General features: G+C 72.1%; 18 protein-coding genes and 1 pseudogene. 13 read left to right on the top strand and 6 right to left on the bottom strand.

The window, feature by feature from the left end; translation table 11 throughout:
• Positions 1-24: 24 nt before the first annotated feature.
• On the top strand, positions 25-285 hold the full coding sequence (locus ACFWQG_RS17535) for a ribbon-helix-helix domain-containing protein (RefSeq protein ID WP_378508915.1): 261 nt from the start codon (positions 25-27) through the stop codon (positions 283-285).
• A gap of 568 nt (positions 286-853) precedes the next feature.
• On the opposite strand, the gene ACFWQG_RS17530 is transcribed toward ACFWQG_RS17535, so the two are convergent.
• Complete coding sequence (locus ACFWQG_RS17530; RefSeq protein ID WP_378508914.1) at positions 854-1570, bottom strand: hypothetical protein; 717 nt, start codon at positions 1568-1570, stop codon at positions 854-856.
• Between the two features lie 142 nt (positions 1571-1712).
• Here ACFWQG_RS17530 and ACFWQG_RS17525 point away from each other — a divergent pair, with 142 nt between their 5' ends.
• The 3 genes from ACFWQG_RS17525 to ACFWQG_RS17515 all read left to right on the top strand — a co-directional run bounded on the left by ACFWQG_RS17525 (position 1713) and on the right by ACFWQG_RS17515 (position 4365).
• Positions 1713-2129 (top strand): DUF3151 domain-containing protein, encoded by a 417-nt coding sequence (locus tag ACFWQG_RS17525; RefSeq protein WP_378508913.1) that lies wholly within the window; start codon positions 1713-1715, stop codon positions 2127-2129.
• A gap of 64 nt (positions 2130-2193) precedes the next feature.
• Positions 2194-3258 carry an aromatic acid exporter family protein gene (locus ACFWQG_RS17520; protein ID WP_378508983.1) on the top strand — a complete coding sequence of 355 codons (1065 nt, stop codon included), beginning with the start codon at positions 2194-2196 and terminating at the stop codon, positions 3256-3258.
• 177 nt (positions 3259-3435) lie between these two features.
• Positions 3436-4365 carry a cation diffusion facilitator family transporter gene (locus tag ACFWQG_RS17515; RefSeq protein ID WP_378508912.1) on the top strand — a complete coding sequence of 310 codons (930 nt, stop codon included), beginning with the start codon at positions 3436-3438 and terminating at the stop codon, positions 4363-4365.
• 60 nt (positions 4366-4425) lie between these two features.
• Here ACFWQG_RS17515 and ACFWQG_RS17510 read toward each other — a convergent pair whose 3' ends face one another.
• Positions 4426-4896 (bottom strand): pyridoxamine 5'-phosphate oxidase family protein, encoded by a 471-nt coding sequence (locus ACFWQG_RS17510; protein WP_378508911.1) that lies wholly within the window; start codon positions 4894-4896, stop codon positions 4426-4428.
• A 64-nt stretch (positions 4897-4960) separates the two neighbouring features.
• On the opposite strand from ACFWQG_RS17510, the pseudogene ACFWQG_RS17505 reads away from it, so the two are divergent.
• Positions 4961-5918: pseudogene (locus ACFWQG_RS17505) on the top strand (helix-turn-helix transcriptional regulator).
• Positions 5919-5924: 6 nt separating this feature from the next.
• On the opposite strand, the gene ACFWQG_RS17500 reads toward ACFWQG_RS17505, so the two are convergent.
• Complete coding sequence (locus tag ACFWQG_RS17500) at positions 5925-6887, bottom strand: DUF389 domain-containing protein (protein WP_378508910.1); 963 nt, start codon at positions 6885-6887, stop codon at positions 5925-5927.
• Between the two features lie 113 nt (positions 6888-7000).
• On the opposite strand from ACFWQG_RS17500, the gene ACFWQG_RS17495 reads away from it, so the two are divergent.
• Positions 7001-7915 carry an aminotransferase class IV gene (locus ACFWQG_RS17495; RefSeq protein WP_378508909.1) on the top strand — a complete coding sequence of 305 codons (915 nt, stop codon included), beginning with the start codon at positions 7001-7003 and terminating at the stop codon, positions 7913-7915.
• A 4-nt stretch (positions 7916-7919) separates the two neighbouring features.
• Here the strand turns inward: ACFWQG_RS17495 and ACFWQG_RS17490 are convergent, their stop codons facing one another.
• Complete coding sequence (locus ACFWQG_RS17490) at positions 7920-8738, bottom strand: class I SAM-dependent methyltransferase (protein WP_378508908.1); 819 nt, start codon at positions 8736-8738, stop codon at positions 7920-7922.
• 168 nt (positions 8739-8906) lie between these two features.
• Between ACFWQG_RS17490 and ACFWQG_RS17485 the strand changes: the two genes are divergently transcribed.
• Positions 8907-9593: a winged helix-turn-helix transcriptional regulator gene (locus ACFWQG_RS17485; RefSeq protein ID WP_378508907.1), complete on the top strand. Its 687-nt coding sequence runs from the start codon at positions 8907-8909 to the stop codon at positions 9591-9593.
• Positions 9593-10462 (top strand): alpha/beta fold hydrolase, encoded by an 870-nt coding sequence (locus ACFWQG_RS17480; RefSeq protein ID WP_378508906.1) that lies wholly within the window; start codon positions 9593-9595, stop codon positions 10460-10462. The genes ACFWQG_RS17485 and ACFWQG_RS17480 overlap by 1 nt, the downstream gene beginning before the upstream one ends.
• Before the next feature lie 76 nt (positions 10463-10538).
• On the opposite strand, the gene ACFWQG_RS17475 is transcribed toward ACFWQG_RS17480, so the two are convergent.
• Positions 10539-11303, bottom strand: a complete 765-nt coding sequence (locus ACFWQG_RS17475) for a site-2 protease family protein (protein WP_378508905.1) — start codon at positions 11301-11303, stop codon at positions 10539-10541.
• Positions 11304-11370: 67 nt separating this feature from the next.
• Here ACFWQG_RS17475 and ACFWQG_RS17470 point away from each other — a divergent pair, with 67 nt between their 5' ends.
• Both ACFWQG_RS17470 and ACFWQG_RS17465 read left to right on the top strand, forming a co-directional pair.
• Positions 11371-12363: a 2-hydroxyacid dehydrogenase gene (locus tag ACFWQG_RS17470; RefSeq protein ID WP_378508904.1), complete on the top strand. Its 993-nt coding sequence runs from the start codon at positions 11371-11373 to the stop codon at positions 12361-12363.
• Positions 12360-13322 carry a glycerate kinase gene (locus ACFWQG_RS17465; protein ID WP_378508903.1) on the top strand — a complete coding sequence of 321 codons (963 nt, stop codon included), beginning with the start codon at positions 12360-12362 and terminating at the stop codon, positions 13320-13322. The genes ACFWQG_RS17470 and ACFWQG_RS17465 overlap by 4 nt, the downstream gene beginning before the upstream one ends.
• Positions 13323-13353: 31 nt before the next feature.
• On the opposite strand, the gene ACFWQG_RS17460 is transcribed toward ACFWQG_RS17465, so the two are convergent.
• Positions 13354-14013, bottom strand: coding sequence for a hypothetical protein (locus tag ACFWQG_RS17460; RefSeq protein ID WP_378508902.1), 660 nt, complete (start codon positions 14011-14013; stop codon positions 13354-13356).
• A gap of 191 nt (positions 14014-14204) precedes the next feature.
• Here ACFWQG_RS17460 and ACFWQG_RS17455 point away from each other — a divergent pair, with 191 nt between their 5' ends.
• From ACFWQG_RS17455 to ACFWQG_RS17445, 3 genes are all read left to right on the top strand, one after another.
• Entirely contained in the window at positions 14205-14705 is a 501-nt protein-coding gene (locus ACFWQG_RS17455) for a hypothetical protein (protein ID WP_378508901.1), read from the top strand.
• Positions 14706-14769: 64 nt separating this feature from the next.
• On the top strand, positions 14770-15081 hold the full coding sequence (locus ACFWQG_RS17450; protein ID WP_378508900.1) for a hypothetical protein: 312 nt from the start codon (positions 14770-14772) through the stop codon (positions 15079-15081).
• Positions 15082-15229: 148 nt separating this feature from the next.
• Positions 15230-16519, top strand: a complete 1290-nt coding sequence (locus ACFWQG_RS17445) for an adenylosuccinate synthase (protein ID WP_378508899.1) — start codon at positions 15230-15232, stop codon at positions 16517-16519.
• Positions 16520-16575 lie beyond the last annotated feature (56 nt).

The raw sequence follows: 16575 nt of genomic DNA, 5'->3' as shown, positions 1-16575 counted from the left end.
GAGTTTCGTATTACGATAATCGGTATGGCCGAGGAGACGATCAACGGAGCACCCGTCACGGACGCGATGATCCAGCAGTGGGCGGACGAGGCCGAGACCGGCTACGAGGTCGACAAGCTCCGCAAACGAGGCCGCCCGACCCTAGGTGACGGCCCCGGAGAAGTGGTGCCGGTGCGGATGGATGCGGCATTGCTGCAGGCGTTGAACGACCGTGCCGAGCAGGAACACGTGTCCCGGTCCGAGGCGATCCGGGAAGCGGTGCGCGCCTGGACCCAGGTCGTGTGAAGGCGCACAGATCCGCACTCAAACACGGAATCAGCGAAGACGACGGCATCCATACGGCTGAGCACCACGTCGGCGACGCGACATCGGACAGCGCATCGTCAACGCCTTCGCGGGCCTCGAGGACGGCGAACTTCCTGACCATCAACGAGATCCGAAACGTCCCCTCCGCCTAGTGCCCGATCAACGACCTGCCCTCGGCGGGAGCGATCAGCGCGCGACTGTTCCCCGGCAACGGGCGCCGCACCACGGTGCCCGGCGTCAACGGGGTGACCGTCAACGGCCGGAAAGGAGCCCGCAAGCAGGCGTGACGGCGCCTCGTTTCGAGGTCGGTGATCCGCCCTGATCGGTCCGCCACCAGGGCGGACGGCATCGTCCGGATTAGCCGCGATATAGCGCTGCCGGTCAGGTCAGGCCGGGGCGATGTCAACCTCCATGTACCCAGCAGGGAGGTGCCGCAGCCACGGCCCACAACCCCAGTGCTCCCGGCGAAACACCTCCGCGATCGCACTGCCGCGCGCTGGGGCGACCCGTGGCCGTCATCCCCGCGGGGTTGGTGACTGCACGCAGGTCAGCTGCAGACCTTCCACACCCCGTCCTGCTGTTCGAGGGCAAACGAGCGCACCGACGTCGACGCCGGATCGTTCGCGGTGTGGACGGTGACCTGCGCGAGGGCCGTCCCGTCGGTGACGGAGATGGCGTCGACACTGTCGAGGACCGGGACCGCGCGGTCCGAGTTCGCGGCCTGGTACACGCCGGCGAAGTCGCCGTCACCGATCCCCGCGTAGTACGCGGCGAGGTCGCCGCAGCTGCCCGCCCGCAGTGCCGCGAGGTCGCCGCGGTCGATGGCGTCGACGAACCCGGTGATCGCCGTCCGCACCTCGTCCTCGGTGCGGTCGCCGGTCAACCGGTCGACGAGGACGTACCCCCCGGCGGCGATGGCGGCGAGCCCCACCACCGCGCCGACGACCAGCGGCCACCGGCGTTTCCCGGACGGCGCGGGCGGAGCGTCGGGGACCCGAACCGGAGCCGCCGCGGGCAACGACCCGGGGGCCGCGCCCGGCTGCGGTGCGCCTGCACCGACGCGGGTCGGGGCGGCGCGGGTGGCGTGCGGGATCACCGTCGTCGGCGCCTCGGACGGCGGCGGTGACGTGGAAGGAGGCGCAGCGGGGGGTGCCGGGCGCGGCGGCGGCACCGCCTGCGGGATCGCGGTCGTCGGTGCATCCGACGCGGGCGTCGAATGTGTGCCCGACGCGGGCGTCGACTCCGGTTCGCTCCGGTCCGGCACTGTCCGTCTCCTTGCGCTCGGGTCGGTCCTCGGGGACCACGGGTCCCGGTCAGCAGACTACGGCGTCCGCGGCCCGACCCGGGTGTCGCGCGCGGGGGTGTCGGGGCGTCGGCCGCGATCCGGTGCGCGCACAATGGTCGTCATGACCTCTTTCGGTGACCTGCTCGGACCCCAGCCCACCCTGCTCCCCGGTGACGATGACGCCGAGTCGGAGCTTCTGAACAAGGCCGACCCCAAGCAGGTGGCCGCCGACCACCCGACCGCGTCGATCGCGTGGGCGTACCTGGCGGAGGCCGCGCTGGCCGACGGCGAGACCATCACCGCCTACGCCTACGCGCGCACCGGCTACCACCGCGGACTCGACCAGCTGCGACGCAACGGCTGGAAGGGCTTCGGGCCGGTCCCGTACAGCCACGAACCGAACCGCGGGTTCCTGCGCTGCGTCGCCTCGCTCGCGCTGGCCGCCAAGGCCATCGGCGAGTCCGACGAGCACGCGCGCTGCCTGGACCTGCTTGAGGACTGCGACCCGCGGGCCGCCGAGGCACTTGGCGTCGAATAGCTTCCGCCCCTACACCCGTGACCGCGCGCGTGCGCGGGCACGGGCGTCGGTGCACCGGGTGCGGGTGTCCGCATTCCCGGTGCTGCAGTGCGCGTTGGCGGCGGGGATCGCCTGGTTTGTCGCCAATGACGTGTTCCACCACCACAACCCGTTCTTCGCGCCGATCGCGGCGGTCGTGTCGCTCGGCCTGTCCCTCGGGGCGCGGGTGCGCAGGTCCGTCGAACTGATCGTCGGTGTCACCGTCGGGATCGGGGTCGGGGACACGCTGATCTCGATCATCGGCACCGGACCGTGGCAGATCACCCTGGTGGTCGCGCTCGCGATGTCGACGGCGATCCTCCTCGACGGCGGCCCGATCATCTCGATGCAGGCCGGGACGTCCGCGGTCCTGGTCGCGACCCTGATCCCCCCGCAGCAGGGCGGCGGCGCCGACCGGATGATCGACGCCCTGATCGGTGGTGTCGTCGGCTTCCTTGTCGTCACCCTGGTGCCCGTGCACCCGGTGTTGCGGGCTCGCACGAGCGCCGCCGACATCCTCGGGACCGCGGCCGAGGTGCTGCAGCTGGTGGCGGACGGGCTCGTCGCGAACGACCCGAAGCCGATCGAGTCCGCGCTGCGGAAGGCGCGCACCTCCCAGGCCGCGATCGAGGGGCTGCGGTCGAGCCTGAGCGGCGGGCGGGAGATCAGCAGACTCTCCCCGCTGTACTGGAACTCGCGCTCCCGCTTCGACCGGCTGGCCGCGGCTGCCGACCCGATCGACAACGCGATGCGCAACATCCGTGTCCTGGCCCGGCGGTCGCTGTCGCTGGTCCGGGACGACGAGATCCTCGACCCCCGGCTGGTGGACGAGGTGGAGAAGCTCTCGCACGCGGTGGACGTGCTGCGGCGGGTGGTGCTCGCCGACCCGGGGCAGCAGCCGGACCGGGCGGAGGCGGCGCGGGTGCTGCGGACCGTCGCGGTCGGCGCGAAGGCCGAACTGGTGGAGAACGCGGGCATCTCGGCGACCGTGGTGTTCGCGCAGATCCGGTCCCTGATCGTGGACCTGCTGCAGGTGGCGGGGCTGAGCCGGATCTCGGCGATCGCGACGCTGCCGCCGACGGTGCCGAACCCCGGCTATCCGCCCGAGTAGGCGGTCACCCCACTCACCTCGCTGCCTGCCCTGCTCTCGGGCGTCGGCGTCACCGTGTCGGTGTGCGGACAGTCGGCGGCTGCTGATCGGCTCCGACGCAACCCGAGGTTTCGATATATGCGAATGTGTGCATATGATGGCGGCGGTTGCCGGTAGTCGCGAGTGAGGAGATGGGCCATGGGTGTCGGGCACGGGCATGCACACGGTCACGGTGGGGTCGAGCCGGGAGCGGTCGGCCCCTCCGCTACCCGCATCCGGCGAATGGTCCTCGCGGTCGGGATCCTCGTCGGGTTCCTGGTGCTCGAGGTCGTGGTCGGGCTGGCCATCGGCTCGCTCGCGCTGCTCGCCGACGCGGGCCACATGCTCACCGACGTCGTCGGGATGTGCATGGGCCTGGTCGCGTTGCTGCTGGCCCGCCAGGGGTCCGCCGCCGCGGCCCGCACCTTCGGCTGGCATCGCGCCGAGGTGCTCACCGCGATGGCCAACGCGGTGCTGCTGCTCGCCGTCGCCGCGTGGGTGATGTACGAGGCCATCGGCCGGATCGGTGATGCCCCCGAGATCCCCGGCCTGCCGCTGATGCTCACCGCCGCCGCTGGCCTGGCCGCGAACCTGGTGGTCATGTGGATGCTGCGCGGCGACGCGAAGGATTCGCTCGCCGTCCGCGGCGCCTACCTCGAGGTCCTCGCCGACGCGGTCGGCTCGGTCGGCGTCCTGATCGCGGGCGCGCTGGTGCTGGCGTTCAACTGGACCTACGCGGACATCGTCGTCGGCGTGCTGATCTCGCTGTGGGTGGTGCCGCGGGCGGTCACCCTCGCCGCGGCGTCACTGCGGATCCTCACCCAGGCGTCCCCCGAGAACGTGGATGTCGACGCGGTGCGCGCCGACCTCGGCGCGCTGCCCGGGGTGACCGGCGTGCACGACCTGCACGTGTGGACGCTGACCACCGGCATGGACGTCGCCACCGTGCACCTGACCACCGACGCCGACACCGGGGTGGTGCTGGCGGCGGCCAAGGTGGTGCTCGACGGGCACGGCCTCGGTCACGCCACCGTCCAGGTCGAGTCGGGTGCCGACGGCGCGCACTGCCAGGAGAACCTCACCTGGTGACCTCCGCGAGTTGGTCGTTTTCGGGTTGTTTCCGCCGTCACCACCCCGAAAACAACCAACTCACGGTCGCCGGCTGGTGCGGGTGACGCCGGCGCCCGGACGCCACAGGTCCACGTGCAGCTGGTCGTCCGACACGGTGGTCAGCACCACCTCGTCGATGTCGAGTTCGACGATGTGCGCGTCGTCTCCCGGGTTCTCCGGGTAGCTCTCCAGGATCGCCCGCTTCTCGTCACCGGTGAGTTCGCGGGCCCGGCCGGAGATCTTCGCGTCCCCGCCCTCCATCGTGTGGTGACCGGGGTTCGAGTGCAGCGCGTAGCGGGGATCGCGGCGCAGGTCCCGGATCTTGCGGGCGTTCGGCATCGAGCCGAGCACGAGCAACCCCTCGAAGATCTCGACCTCGGTTCCGCTGACCCGCGGCGAGCCGTCGGCCCGCAGGCTTGCGAGGACGTGGTGCTTGTGTGCGGTGAGGCGGGCGCGGACGGCGTCCGCCAGGTCGGGTGCCTCGTCGGAGAACTGCTGCCAGGTCGTCATGCCTGCCATTGTGTGCCGCAATCCCTGACATCTCCTGTCAGGGATTTTTCGTAGACTTCGGGTCGTGCGATCCAGTCGGCTGCTCGACCTGATGTTGCGCCTGCAGGGGACGTCGGGGGCGACCGCGGACCGTCTGGCCGAGCAACTCGAGGTCTCGGTCAGGACGGTGTACCGGGACGTCGCCGCGCTGCAGTCCGCGGGGGTGCCGCTCTACACCGAGAGCGGGCCCGGCGGCGGGATCCGGCTGCTCGACGGCTGGCAGTCCCGGCTCAGCGGCATGACCGAAGCGGAGACGTCCGCGCTGATGCTGCTCGGGATCCCCGGGGCTCGCGGCGGACCTCGGGGTGGGTGAGCAGACCGCGTCCGCGGAGGCGAAACTGCTCGGCGCGATGCCGCTGCCCTTGCGCACCGGGGCGCAACTGTGGCGGTCCCGGCTGCACGTCGACGCGCCCGGCTGGTTCGCCACCGGACCGCCCGCCCCGCACCTCGCGACGGTCGCGCGGGCCGTCCTCGGCGGGCGCCGGTTGCGGGTCGGCTACCGGAAGGGGGACGCGGAGACCACGCGCACCCTCGACCCGCTCGGCCTCGTCGCGAAGGCCGCCGTCTGGTACCTGGTTGCCGCCCATCGCGGCCGGGTGCTGTCCCATCGGGTCTCCCGCATCACCGGCGCAACGGTTCTCGACGATCCGGCCGACCGTCCCGACGGTTTCGACCTGGCCGCGTGGTGGTCGGGGTCGGTGGCCGCGTTCGACAGGTCGTTGCTGCGCTACCCGTGCCGGGTGCGGCTCTCACCCGTCGCGTGGCGGTCCCTGCCCGCGGCGGTCGGGGTGGAGGCCGCCCGCGTCACCCCCGGACCCGCCGACGCCGACGGCTGGGTGGACGTCGACCTGCGACTCGAAGCGGAAGACGTTGCGGTGCATCAGCTGACCTCGCTCGGTGGCGGCGTCGAGGTGCTCGCACCCGCGTCGTTGCGGACGTCGTTGCGTGCGGTCGGCGAGGAGATGGTGCGGCGCCACCGGTAAGGCGCGTCACAGCATCCGGCGCCGGCGGTCCAGGGCCCGCGCGCGGCGCACCGACACCCTCGACCACACCGCCTGCTGGATCGCCAGGGTCGCCCACCCGGCGAGCGCCATCCCCGCCAGGTTCACCACCAGTTGCAATGTGCTGCCCCAGATCTCGTGGCCCGCACCGAACGCGAGACCGAGGCCGACGTTGCCCGCCGCCGGCACCGTCGTCACCGAGATGAACACCCCGGACAGGCCACCGAGCTTCGACGACGTCAGCGACAGCACCCCGGCCGCGGCGGCGATCACCGCGACGATGAACGACCACTTGTCGGGGTGGTAGATGAACGCGGTCTCCGGGCGCGGGCCGGTGACGTCGTCGATCGTCACCCAGCCCAGCAGCCGACCGGCCAGCGCCGCGGCGGCGGTGGCCGCGATCGCGACCGCGAACCCGACGACCAGGGTTCGGACGGCGGTGCCGAACAGCACGTACCGGCGTTTGACCAGGGCGACGCCGAGCGCGGCGATGGCACCGAACTCCGGGCCGAGGACCATCGCGCCGATCACCAGGATCTGGGAGTCGGTGATGATCGCGATGCCGGCGAGCAGCGTCGCCATCGTCATGAAGCTCAGATACGTCCAGTTCAGTTCGACGTCCTCGTAGGAGCGCTGCGCGACCTCCGCCCACACCACCGTGTCGGCGCTGCTGCCGGGGCTGCGGAGCTCCGCGTCGAGGCCGTCCCTGGACAGCCAGGTGTGCACCGGCTCGAGTTCGATGCTGCCGCGGTGGTGCAGGCCGGTCGCCCGCAGCCGCTCGACCACGTCGTTGGCGACCTCCCGGGCCAGGTCCGCGTACACGATGTCCCCGACCGGACGCACCGCAGCGGCCCGCACCACGGCGAGACCGCTGACCCCCGGCTCGTCCTCGAGAATCCGGAGGGCGTCGTCCGTCAGATCGAACGGCGTCATGATCCGCAGATGCAGCATCCGGTCAGTGTGCCGTCCACGCCGCGTCGGCCAGCGGAGGCGCGGCGGCGACCCGGGCGGGGGCACCGAAATCGTGGTGCACCGGGTGCGCGGGGTGGCTAGCATTGCCCGGCATGGCCATTCCCCATCCCCACGTGTACTTCGGTGACCGGATCGTCGACGCCGCGGAGGCGTCGCTCGGCGTCGCGACCTCCGCGATCCTCTACGGGCTGAGCGTCTACACCGTCTTCCCCGTCCACGTCGACGGCGACCGGCGCACCGCGTTCCGCCTCGCCGACCACTATCGGCGAATGGTGGAGTCCTGCAAGATCATCGGGATGGACGGCTTCGCCGCCGACTGGAACCTCGACCGGTTCGTCGCCGCGGCCCGCGACCTCGTCGAGCGGAACGCGCCGACCGGGGACGTGTTCGTCCGCGCGACCGTGCACGTCGACGAGTCCATCCCCGGCACCCGGGTCCGCGGCTGCCACACCACCGTCAGCATGTTCGTCTACGACGCGATCCCGATCGTCCCGCAGGACGGCATGCGGCTCAAGACCAGCCAGTGGCGCCGCATCCCCGACGCGGCGATCCCGTCCCGCGCCAAGGTCAACGGCGCGTACGTGAACTCCGTCCTCGCGAAGCAGGACGCCATCGACGCCGGCTACGACGACGCGGTCTTCCTCGACGGCAACGGCCACGTCTGCGAGGCCAGCGCCGCGAACCTCTTCCTGGTCCGCGGCGGCACCCTGATCACCCCCGACGTGTCCTGCGACATCCTCGACGGCATCAACCGGCGCACCCTGCTCACGCTCGCCGCCGAGGACGGCGTCCCGGTCGTCGAACGCACCGTCGACCTGACCGAGCTGTACATCGCCGACGAGGTGTTCGTCACCGGCACCTCCGCCGGGGTCGCCCCCGTCGTCGAGGTCGACGGCCGGGTCGTCGGCACCGGGACACTCGGGCCGGTCACCGAGGCGCTGCGCAAGAAGCATGCCGCCGCGCTGCGCGGCGACGCGCTGCACGGCTGGGTCACCCCGCTGACCTGACCTTCTAGGTTCGGACGGCGGTCAGCAGGAGGTACTCCCACTCCATCGTCCCGCCGCCGCGGTCGTGGGCGGCGGCGAGGTCGGTGAGGTCCCGGTCGAGTGCGCGCACCCGGTCGGGGTCGTCGGCGATCGCCCGGTACACCGCGATCGTCGGTCCGTAGCAGGCCTTGAAGTAGTCGCGGAACTGCTCGGGGCCGTCGAAGCAGTCGACGGTGAGCGGTTCGCGGCGGGCGACCACACCGGTGACGCGGTCGCCGAGCAGGTCGCGGACGTGGTTCTCGTCCCCCCACAGCGGCGGCGGCTGCGCGCCGGCGGGCGGCGGCGGGGCGTACGGCTTCATGGTCGCGAACATCCGGCCGATGAAGCCCTCCGGGGTCCAGTTGATCAGCCCGAGGGTGCCGCCGGGCCGCAGGACCCGGACGAGCTCGTCGGCGCTCGCCTGGTGGTGCGGTGCGAACATCACGCCGACGCAGGAGAGGACCGCGTCGAAGTCGGCGTCCGGGAACGGCAGATCCTCGGCGTTCGCCTGCCGCCACTGCAGGGTGAGCCCCAACGCCTCGGCCTGCGCGCGCCCGCTCGCGAGCAGTTCCGGGGTCAGGTCCGACGCGACGACCGACGCGCCGGCTCGGGCGGCCGGTATCGACGCATTGCCGGAGCCCGCCGCGACGTCCAGGACGCGGTCGCCCGCGCCGATCCGGCACGCGTCGACCAGCACGGGGCCCAGCGCGGGGATCACGTCGGCGGCGACCGACGGGTAGTCGCCGAGCGCCCACATGGCGCGGTGCTTGGCGGCGAGATCGGGGGTGACGGACGGGGTGTTCATGGCTGCTCCCGGTGTCGTGCGGACGGGCTGTGCTCGATCTCAGCGTCCCCCCGTCACCGGCCGGTGATCCAGTTCCAGATCTGTACCCCTGGCGTCCCGGCGCTGGTCGGCGTGTACTGGTCGGGGGACAGGGGACCGGACGATGCACCGTCGGAGGAGGTGCCCGGCGTGTCGGAGTACGGACAGTTCTGCCCGGTGGCGAAGGCGATGGAACTCCTCGACGAACGCTGGACCCTGCTCGTGGTGCGCGAGTTGCTGTCGGGCAGCACCCGATTCAACGAGCTGCGGCGGGGGAACCCGAAGATGTCGCCCGCGCTGCTGTCCAAGCGGTTGCGCACCCTCGAACGGGCGGGGGTGGTGCGGCGCACCGTCGACGCGGGACGCAGCCGGTACACCCTCACCGCGTGCGGGGAGGAACTCGGTGCGGTCGTCGAGGCGCTCGGTGCCTGGGGGGTGCGCTGGATCGGTGCGATCGCCGACGACGACCTCGATCCCCGGCTGTTGATGTGGGACATGCGCCGGACGGTGCCGGTCGGCGCGTGGCCCGCCGGGCGCACCGTCGTCGCGTTCGAGTTCGACGCGGCCGTGCCGGACCGTCACTGGTGGCTCTGCGTTGCCGAGGGGGAGGCCGACGTCTGCGACCAGGACCCCGGATTCGTCGTGAGCGCCACCGTCCGCACCCGGCTGCGGACCCTCGTCGAGATCTGGCGGGGTGACCGGTCCTGGGAGCAGGCGGTGGCGGCCGAGGCGGTCACCATCTCGGGGCCGACCGCGATCACCAGGAACGTCCCGGCCTGGCTCGGGCAGATGACCCTCGCTGCCGTGGCCCGACCGGAGCGCGTTAACGTCGATTGATGAGCAGTGTGAACGGGTCGGCACCGAAGTGGTTCGTCGACGCCCTCGCCGCGCCGGTCGAGACCGGCCACGTCACGGTCGATGGCGCGTCCATCGCCTACCGCGCCTGGGGAGAATCCGGTCGGCCGGGGGTCGTGCTCGTGCACGGCGGCATGGCGCATTCGCGTTGGTGGGACCACGTCGCCCCGCAACTCGCGGTCGACCGCCGCGTCGTCGCGCTGGACCTGTCCGGGCACGGCGACAGCGACCACCGGGCGCAGGGCTACGGCCTCGGCCAGTGGGCGGAGGAGGTGCTGGCGGTCGCCGCCGCGGGCGGGATCGCCGGTCGTCCCACCCTGGTCGGGCACAGCATGGGCGGGATCGTGGCGTACCACGCGTCGACCCGGCACGGCGACCGACTGGACGGGATCGTCATCCTCGACTCGCCGATCCGCGACCTCACACCCGAGGAGCAGGAGCTGCGCAACCAGCGGCTGTCCTCGAAGGCGAAGGTCTACCCGAGCATCGACGACGCCGTCGCCCGGTTCCGGTTGGTGCCGCCGCAGGACACCGCGGAGCCGTACGTCTTCGACCACATCGCGCGGGCCTCGCTCGCCGCCACCGACGGCGGCTGGAGCTGGAAGTTCGACGGCACCCGCATCGGCAGGGGCAGCCGCAGCAGCCTGGACGGGACCACCGCAGGGTGCCGGGTCGCCTTCTTCCGCTCCGAGAACGGCATCATCAGCGCGGAGCTGCTCGACCGGATGCGGCCGATGTTCGGTCCGGACGCGCTGGTGGTGGAGCTGCCCGCGGCCGGACACCACCCGGTCTTCGACCAGCCGCTGGCCGTCGTCACCGCCGTCCGCACCGTCCTCGCCGCCTGGTCCTGACCGGTCGGCTCCGCCGACTGTGCGTGATTTTTCCCCCGATCGGGGTAAAAATCACGCACGGTCGCGGGGCGCTGGGCTATGTCCAGAAGCGCATCACGAAGCCGCCGTAGCGGGCCCAGTCGGCGGGGACACCGGAGAGTTCGACCAGCGCGTAGATGGCGTCGAAGAACGCCCGGTTGATCGTCGGGACGAACAGCAGCGCGATCAACGCGAGCATGCCGAGGCCCTTGTACCGGTCGAGCGAGCGGCGGGTGCTCGGACGCAGCGACGGTTCGACGGCGGCGTAGCCGTCCAGGCCGGGGACCGGCAGCAGATTCAGGACGGTCGCCATCACCTGCAGGAACGCGAGGAAGCTGAGGCCCCACCAGAACACCGGGCGGGAATCGGTGTCCGCGAACAGCCGAATCACGAGCAGCAGGGCGACGGCGGTGGCCGCGTTGACCGCGGGCCCGGCCAGGGCGATCCGGCGGGTCTCCCGCGGGGACCGAAGGTCGGTGCGCAGGTACACGGCCCCGCCGGGCAGCCCGATGCCGCCGATCGCGATGAACAGCACCGGCAGCCCGATCGACAGCAGCGGGTGGCTGTACCGGAGCGGGTTGAGGGTCAGGTAGCCGCGGGCCGCTGCGTCGTGGTCGCCGTACCGCCACGCGGTGACGGCGTGCGCGAACTCGTGCAGGCAGACGGTGACCACCCAGCCGGCGACGACGAGGATGAACACCCCGACGCCCGCGGCCGTCGACCGCGGCGGCGCCTGCCATGCGAGCACCCCGCCCGCGACCGTGACGGCGACGACCGCGAGGAACACCGGGCTGGGCCGGACGACGGTACGGGCGGAGGGCATGCGGCCAGTATGGCCCGCCCCGGCGGGTCGTCGACGCGGCCGCGCACCGCGGTGTACAAGTACCAGCGTGAGCATTCCACGGTTCCTGGTCACCACACCGCTGCCCGAGCCGGCGCTGAGCCTGCTCGGCGGCGCGGGGTCGGTCACCGTGTGGGAGCACGAGCACACCGCCGCAGAGCTGGTGGCCGCCTGCTCCTCCGGGGAGTACTCCGTCGTCCTGTCGCAGCTGACCGACCGCCTCGGTGCTGCCGAGTTGGCGGACGCCCGGATCGACGGGATATCCAACTACGCCGTCGGTGTCGACAACATCGACGTCGCGGCGGCCACCGCCCGCGGCATCATGGTCGGCAACACCCCCGGTGTCCTCACCGCGCCGACCGCCGACATCGCGATGCTGCTGATCCTGGCCACCGCCCGGCGCTGCGTGGAGGCGGACCGGTTCCTGCGGCAGGGCAGGTTCGACGGCTGGGAGCCGCAACTGCTGCTCGGCAGCGACGTCACCGGCGCCACCCTCGGCCTGATCGGGCACGGCCGGATCGCGGCCGCCACGGCCCGCCGCGCCGCCGGATTCGAGATGACCGTGCGGCACTGCTCGGCGCGCGGCCCGCACGACGTCGCCCACCCGGCGCCGACGGCCGACCCGGTGCTCGGCCCGCGGATCTCCTTCGACGAGCTGATCGCGACCTCGGACGTCGTGTCCGTGCACGTCCCGCTCGCGCCGTCGACGCAGCACCTCATCGACGCCGACGTGCTCGCCAGGATGAAGCCGGGCGCGATCCTGGTGAACACCGCCCGCGGGCCGGTCGTCGACGAGAGCGCCCTCGTCGACGCGCTGCGCGGCGGGGTGATCGCCGGTGCCGGACTGGACGTGTATGAGAACGAGCCGCGGCTGGCGCCGGGGCTCGCCGAGCTGTCCAATACGGTGCTGCTCCCGCACCTCGGCAGTGCCACCGTCACGGTGCGGGCCAAGATGTCGCAGCTGTGTGCACGGAACGCGATCGCGATGTCGCGCAGGGAGATTCCGCCGCACCCCGTGAATCCGGAGGCGTGGGCGGGATGACGGTGGTGGTGGCGCCCGACAGCTTCAAGGGCACGCACAGCGCGTCCGACGTCGCGGCGGCCATCGCGCGCGGGCTTGAGGCGGGGGGTGTGACGGCGGTGCGGATGCCGGTCGCCGACGGCGGCGAGGGCACCCTCGATGTGCTGCGGGAACCGTTGCGGCTGGGCCTGATCGAGGGGGACGCCGTCAACCCGTGGCATGCGCCCCTGCGCGCGACATTCGGCCTGTCCGCCGACGGCCTCGCCGTCGTCGAGGTCGCGCGGACGTGCGGGCTGACGATCCCGCACCTCGGGATTCGCGACCCGCGGGCGGCGGACACCGCCGGGGTCGGGCTGCAGATCGCGGACGCGGCCCGGCACGGCGCCCGCGAGATCGTCGTCGCCGTCGGCGGTTCCGCCACCACCGACGGCGGGATCGGCGCGATCGCCGCGATCGAGGCCGCGGGCGGGATCGGGGACGCCCAGCTGACCGTGTTGAGCGACGTCCGCACCCGCTATACCGACGCGGCCGTCGTGTTCGGTCCACAGAAGGGGGCCGACCCCGGCGACGTCGAGTTCCTCACCCGGCGACTGCGGGACACCCGGTCCCGGCTGCCCCGCGACCCGGAGCCGGTGATCGGGTCCGGCGCGGCCGGGGGCCTCGCTGGCGGGCTGTGGGCGAGGTTCGGCGCCCGCATCGTCTCCGGCGCCGGCTACCTGCTCGACGCGCTGTCGTTCGGCGACGCGGTCGCCGCCGCGCAGGCCGTCGTCGTGGGGGAGGGGCGACTCGACGCCCAGACCGGCCAGGGCAAGATCGTGTCCGAGATCCTCGGCCGCTCCGCCGGGCGGCCGGTGCACGCGGTCGTCGGCTCCGTCGCCGACGGCGCCGAGCACCATCCGGCGTTCGCGGACGTCCGCATCGCGTCGAGCCTCGCCGACCTGGAGGCGGCGGGCCGGAGCATCGCCGCGCTCTACCGGTGAGCCCCGGCACGATCGACGACGCCGCCGCGGCTCAGCGGACCAGCAGCCACTCGCGGGGGTCGCGGTAGAAGCTGCACCGCTTCAACGCCCGCGCGGTGGTGACGCCGTCCCGGGTGACCACCGCCCCGACCGCGCCGAGCTGCACCGCGCGCGCGGGCAGCCAGCGCTCGCGCCCCCATCGCCTGCCCGCGGTGGCGCGCACCCCGGGCAGCGCGACGGTCGGCGTCACCCGCAGGCGGGCGATCTCCCCGGAGAACACCCGCTCCGAATCCGCGTACGCCTCACCGACGAGCGGCCCGCCGTCGGGGCCGGTGATCGTCGCCTCGCCGATCAGGGCGGTGCCGGAGTCGTCCCGGATCAGCGGCACCGCGGACGCGTCGCCGCCGCGCGCGAGCCGCGCCGCCCGCTCCGCGACGGGCAGCCCGTAGAGCCGGGTGGCAGGCGTCCGCTCGGCGGCGACGTACCCGACCTCGATGTGCAGCCGCTCGCCGCGCATCAGCCGGGTGACCGTGGCCGCCAGCGCGCCGTCGTCCCCGACGACGACCAGTCGGGTCGCCGTCCCATCATCGAGAAGCGGGAGGAGTGCGTCGAAGTCGGGCTTCGCGGGCACCGCGGGGGCGGCGGTGACGGGCAGCGCGGCCAGGGCGGCGGGCACCGCGGCGCCACCGCAGGCGAGTACGTGAATGGTCAAGGGTCAGCTCCGGTCGGTCCGCGATGGTCGTCCTCGACGATACGAACGTCGCCGCCGCCGTCGGCACCCGGTGGTCCGATGGTTGCCGAATTGTCGCTCCGTTCGAGACCTTCCGGTCCTAGGCTGGAGGTGCGGTCGGCGCCTCGCCTCGGCGGCCGGCCGGCCACCTCAGCCGACAATCGGAGCATCCGATGCTGACCACCGACGAGCCTCCCCGACGACGTCAGGCCCGGGTGACCCGGTTCTGCCGATCCGGACTCACCTCCGTGGTGAGCGAGATGCGGAGGGAGGGTGCGGCCGAGACCTCGGTGGACCTGCGGGCCGCGGTGGACCTACTCGACCTCGGCATCGGGCAGATGTCCACGCCCACCGCCGCTCTCAGCCACCCGTTCCAGGTGCAACCGGTGGTCGGCGCCCACGTCGTGCACGCCGACGTCGAACGGAGCACGATGGAACCGGAGGTGGTGCACGTGACCGCTGACCTGCCCGCCGACGCGCCCCCGGGACCGGTGCGGGTGGTGTGGTTCAACATGCTCACCCTGGTCGGTGGGATGGTGACCGTGGAGACGCGGCCCGCGCCGGACGACACGTACCGGGTGGACGAGACGGTCCGGGCGGGCCCGGGGGTGGTGGTGGCTGGCATCGTGCTCGGGCGCGACGGGCGTCCCGGATTCGCGCTCGTCGCCGAATGACCGATCCCCCGATGTCGACGACAGTGTGTGACCTGACCGGACGATCCGACCGAGGTGGATTCCGATGCCAACCGTGAGTGTCACGATGGTCAACACGACGAACGAGGAACTGGTGCTCGACCCGGAGGAGTCCGGGCGGACCGGCGGTGTGCCCGGCGCCCCGCCCCGGATCGCCGCGCACGGGACGGGACGGTTCCGGATGAGTTCCGGTGTCAGCTATCTGCTCGGCGGCGACCCGGACCGCCCGATCTACCTGCAACCCGACGGGGCGGTGTGGGCTCCGCCGATCTGCATCGTGCGGTCGGCCGCCGACGATGGCGGCCTGGCCGTGCAGGTCAGCCCGGCTCCGTGGCTGCACGACCACCCGGCGGCGTGACGGTCACCGGGGTCCCGGGCGGGCCCGGGGGTGATGTGCCCGCGGGGTGCCCGGGTGCACTGGGCTAAACTGTCGTCCCGGCCACTGTCCACGGACGGCTGGCCTCTGCGCTGAGATGCGCAGATGTCTGTCGACTCTAGGAGACGTCATGCCGGCAATCGTCCTCATCGGGGCCCAGTGGGGCGACGAGGGTAAGGGCAAAGCTACCGATCTACTGGGCGGCAGCCTGCAGTGGGTGGTCCGCTACCAGGGCGGCAACAATGCAGGCCACACCGTGGTCCTGCCGAACGGCGACAAGTTTGCGCTGCACCTGATCCCGTCCGGCATCCTCACCCCGGGTGTGAAGAACGTGATCGGCAACGGTGTCGTCGTCGACCCCGGTGTGCTGCTCGACGAGCTGGCCGGCCTGGAGGAGCGCGGGGTGGACACCTCCAACCTGCTGCTCTCCGCCGACGCGCACCTGATCATGCCGTACCACGTGGCCATCGATAAGGTCACCGAGCGCTACCTGGGGGCCAGGAAGATCGGCACCACCGGTCGCGGCATCGGCCCCTGCTATCAGGACAAGATCGCCCGCGTCGGCGTCCGGGCCGCCGATGTGCTGGACGAGAAGATCCTCACCCAGAAGGTCGAGGCCGCACTGGAATTCAAGAACCAGGTGCTGGCGAAGATCTACAACCGCAAGGCCCTCGACCCGCAGCAGGTCGTCGACGAGGTGCTCGGTCAGGCGGAGGGCTTCAAGCACCGCATCACCGACACCCGGCTCGAGCTGAACCGGGCCCTCGAACGCGGGGAGACGGTGCTGCTGGAGGGGTCGCAGGGCACGCTGCTCGACGTCGACCACGGCACCTACCCGTACGTGACGTCGTCGAACCCGACGTCGGGCGGTGCGGCCGTCGGCTCCGGCATCGGACCGACCCGGATCACCACCGTGCTCGGCATCCTCAAGGCGTACACGACCCGCGTCGGCTCCGGCCCGTTCCCGACCGAACTGTTCGACAACCACGGCGAGTACCTGGCCAAGCAGGGCGGCGAGGTCGGCGTCACCACCGGTCGCGCCCGCCGCACCGGCTGGTTCGACGCGGTGATCGCCCGCTACGCGACCCGGGTTAACGGCATCACCGACTACTTCCTCACCAAGCTCGACGTGCTGTCCGGCCTCGACACGGTGCCGATCTGCGTTGCCTACGACGTCGACGGGGTCCGGCACGACGAAATGCCGATGTCGCAGACCGAGATCCACCACGCCAAGCCGGTCTACGAGGAGATGCCCGGCTGGTGGGAGGACATTTCGCACTGCCGCACGTTCGAGGAACTGCCGGTCAACGCCAAGAACTACGTGCTGCGACTCGAGGAACTGTCCGGCGCCCGGATCTCCTGCATCGGTGTCGGCCCTGGCCGCGACGAGACGATCGTCCGGCACGACGTGCTCGCCTGATCCGTTCGCCCCGACGAGCCCGCCCGGTGTCGCACCGGGCGGGCTCGCCGCTTCCC

The organism is Rhodococcus sp. NPDC058532 (assembly GCF_042719255.1).
Lineage (GTDB): Bacteria > Actinomycetota > Actinomycetes > Mycobacteriales > Mycobacteriaceae > Rhodococcus_G.
This window is presented reverse-complemented; position numbering and strand designations above follow the sequence as displayed.

Excerpts from the sequence above, each read along its gene's own strand:
- ACFWQG_RS17515 (WP_378508912.1), top strand. The coding sequence starts at position 3,436 with ATGGGTGTCGGGCACGGGCATGCACACGGTCACGGTGGGGTCGAGCCG.
- ACFWQG_RS17445 (WP_378508899.1), top strand. The coding sequence starts at position 15,230 with ATGCCGGCAATCGTCCTCATCGGGGCCCAGTGGGGCGACGAGGGTAAG.
- ACFWQG_RS17495 (WP_378508909.1), top strand. The coding sequence starts at position 7,001 with ATGGCCATTCCCCATCCCCACGTGTACTTCGGTGACCGGATCGTCGAC.
- ACFWQG_RS17525 (WP_378508913.1), top strand. The coding sequence starts at position 1,713 with ATGACCTCTTTCGGTGACCTGCTCGGACCCCAGCCCACCCTGCTCCCC.
- ACFWQG_RS17500 (WP_378508910.1), bottom strand. The coding sequence starts at position 6,887 with ATGCTGCATCTGCGGATCATGACGCCGTTCGATCTGACGGACGACGCC.
- ACFWQG_RS17450 (WP_378508900.1), top strand. The coding sequence starts at position 14,770 with ATGCCAACCGTGAGTGTCACGATGGTCAACACGACGAACGAGGAACTG.
- ACFWQG_RS17475 (WP_378508905.1), bottom strand. The coding sequence starts at position 11,303 with ATGCCCTCCGCCCGTACCGTCGTCCGGCCCAGCCCGGTGTTCCTCGCG.
- ACFWQG_RS17480 (WP_378508906.1), top strand. The coding sequence starts at position 9,593 with ATGAGCAGTGTGAACGGGTCGGCACCGAAGTGGTTCGTCGACGCCCTC.
- ACFWQG_RS17465 (WP_378508903.1), top strand. The coding sequence starts at position 12,360 with ATGACGGTGGTGGTGGCGCCCGACAGCTTCAAGGGCACGCACAGCGCG.
- ACFWQG_RS17455 (WP_378508901.1), top strand. The coding sequence starts at position 14,205 with ATGCTGACCACCGACGAGCCTCCCCGACGACGTCAGGCCCGGGTGACC.
- ACFWQG_RS17535 (WP_378508915.1), top strand. The coding sequence starts at position 25 with ATGGCCGAGGAGACGATCAACGGAGCACCCGTCACGGACGCGATGATC.
- ACFWQG_RS17490 (WP_378508908.1), bottom strand. The coding sequence starts at position 8,738 with ATGAACACCCCGTCCGTCACCCCCGATCTCGCCGCCAAGCACCGCGCC.
- ACFWQG_RS17510 (WP_378508911.1), bottom strand. The coding sequence starts at position 4,896 with ATGACGACCTGGCAGCAGTTCTCCGACGAGGCACCCGACCTGGCGGAC.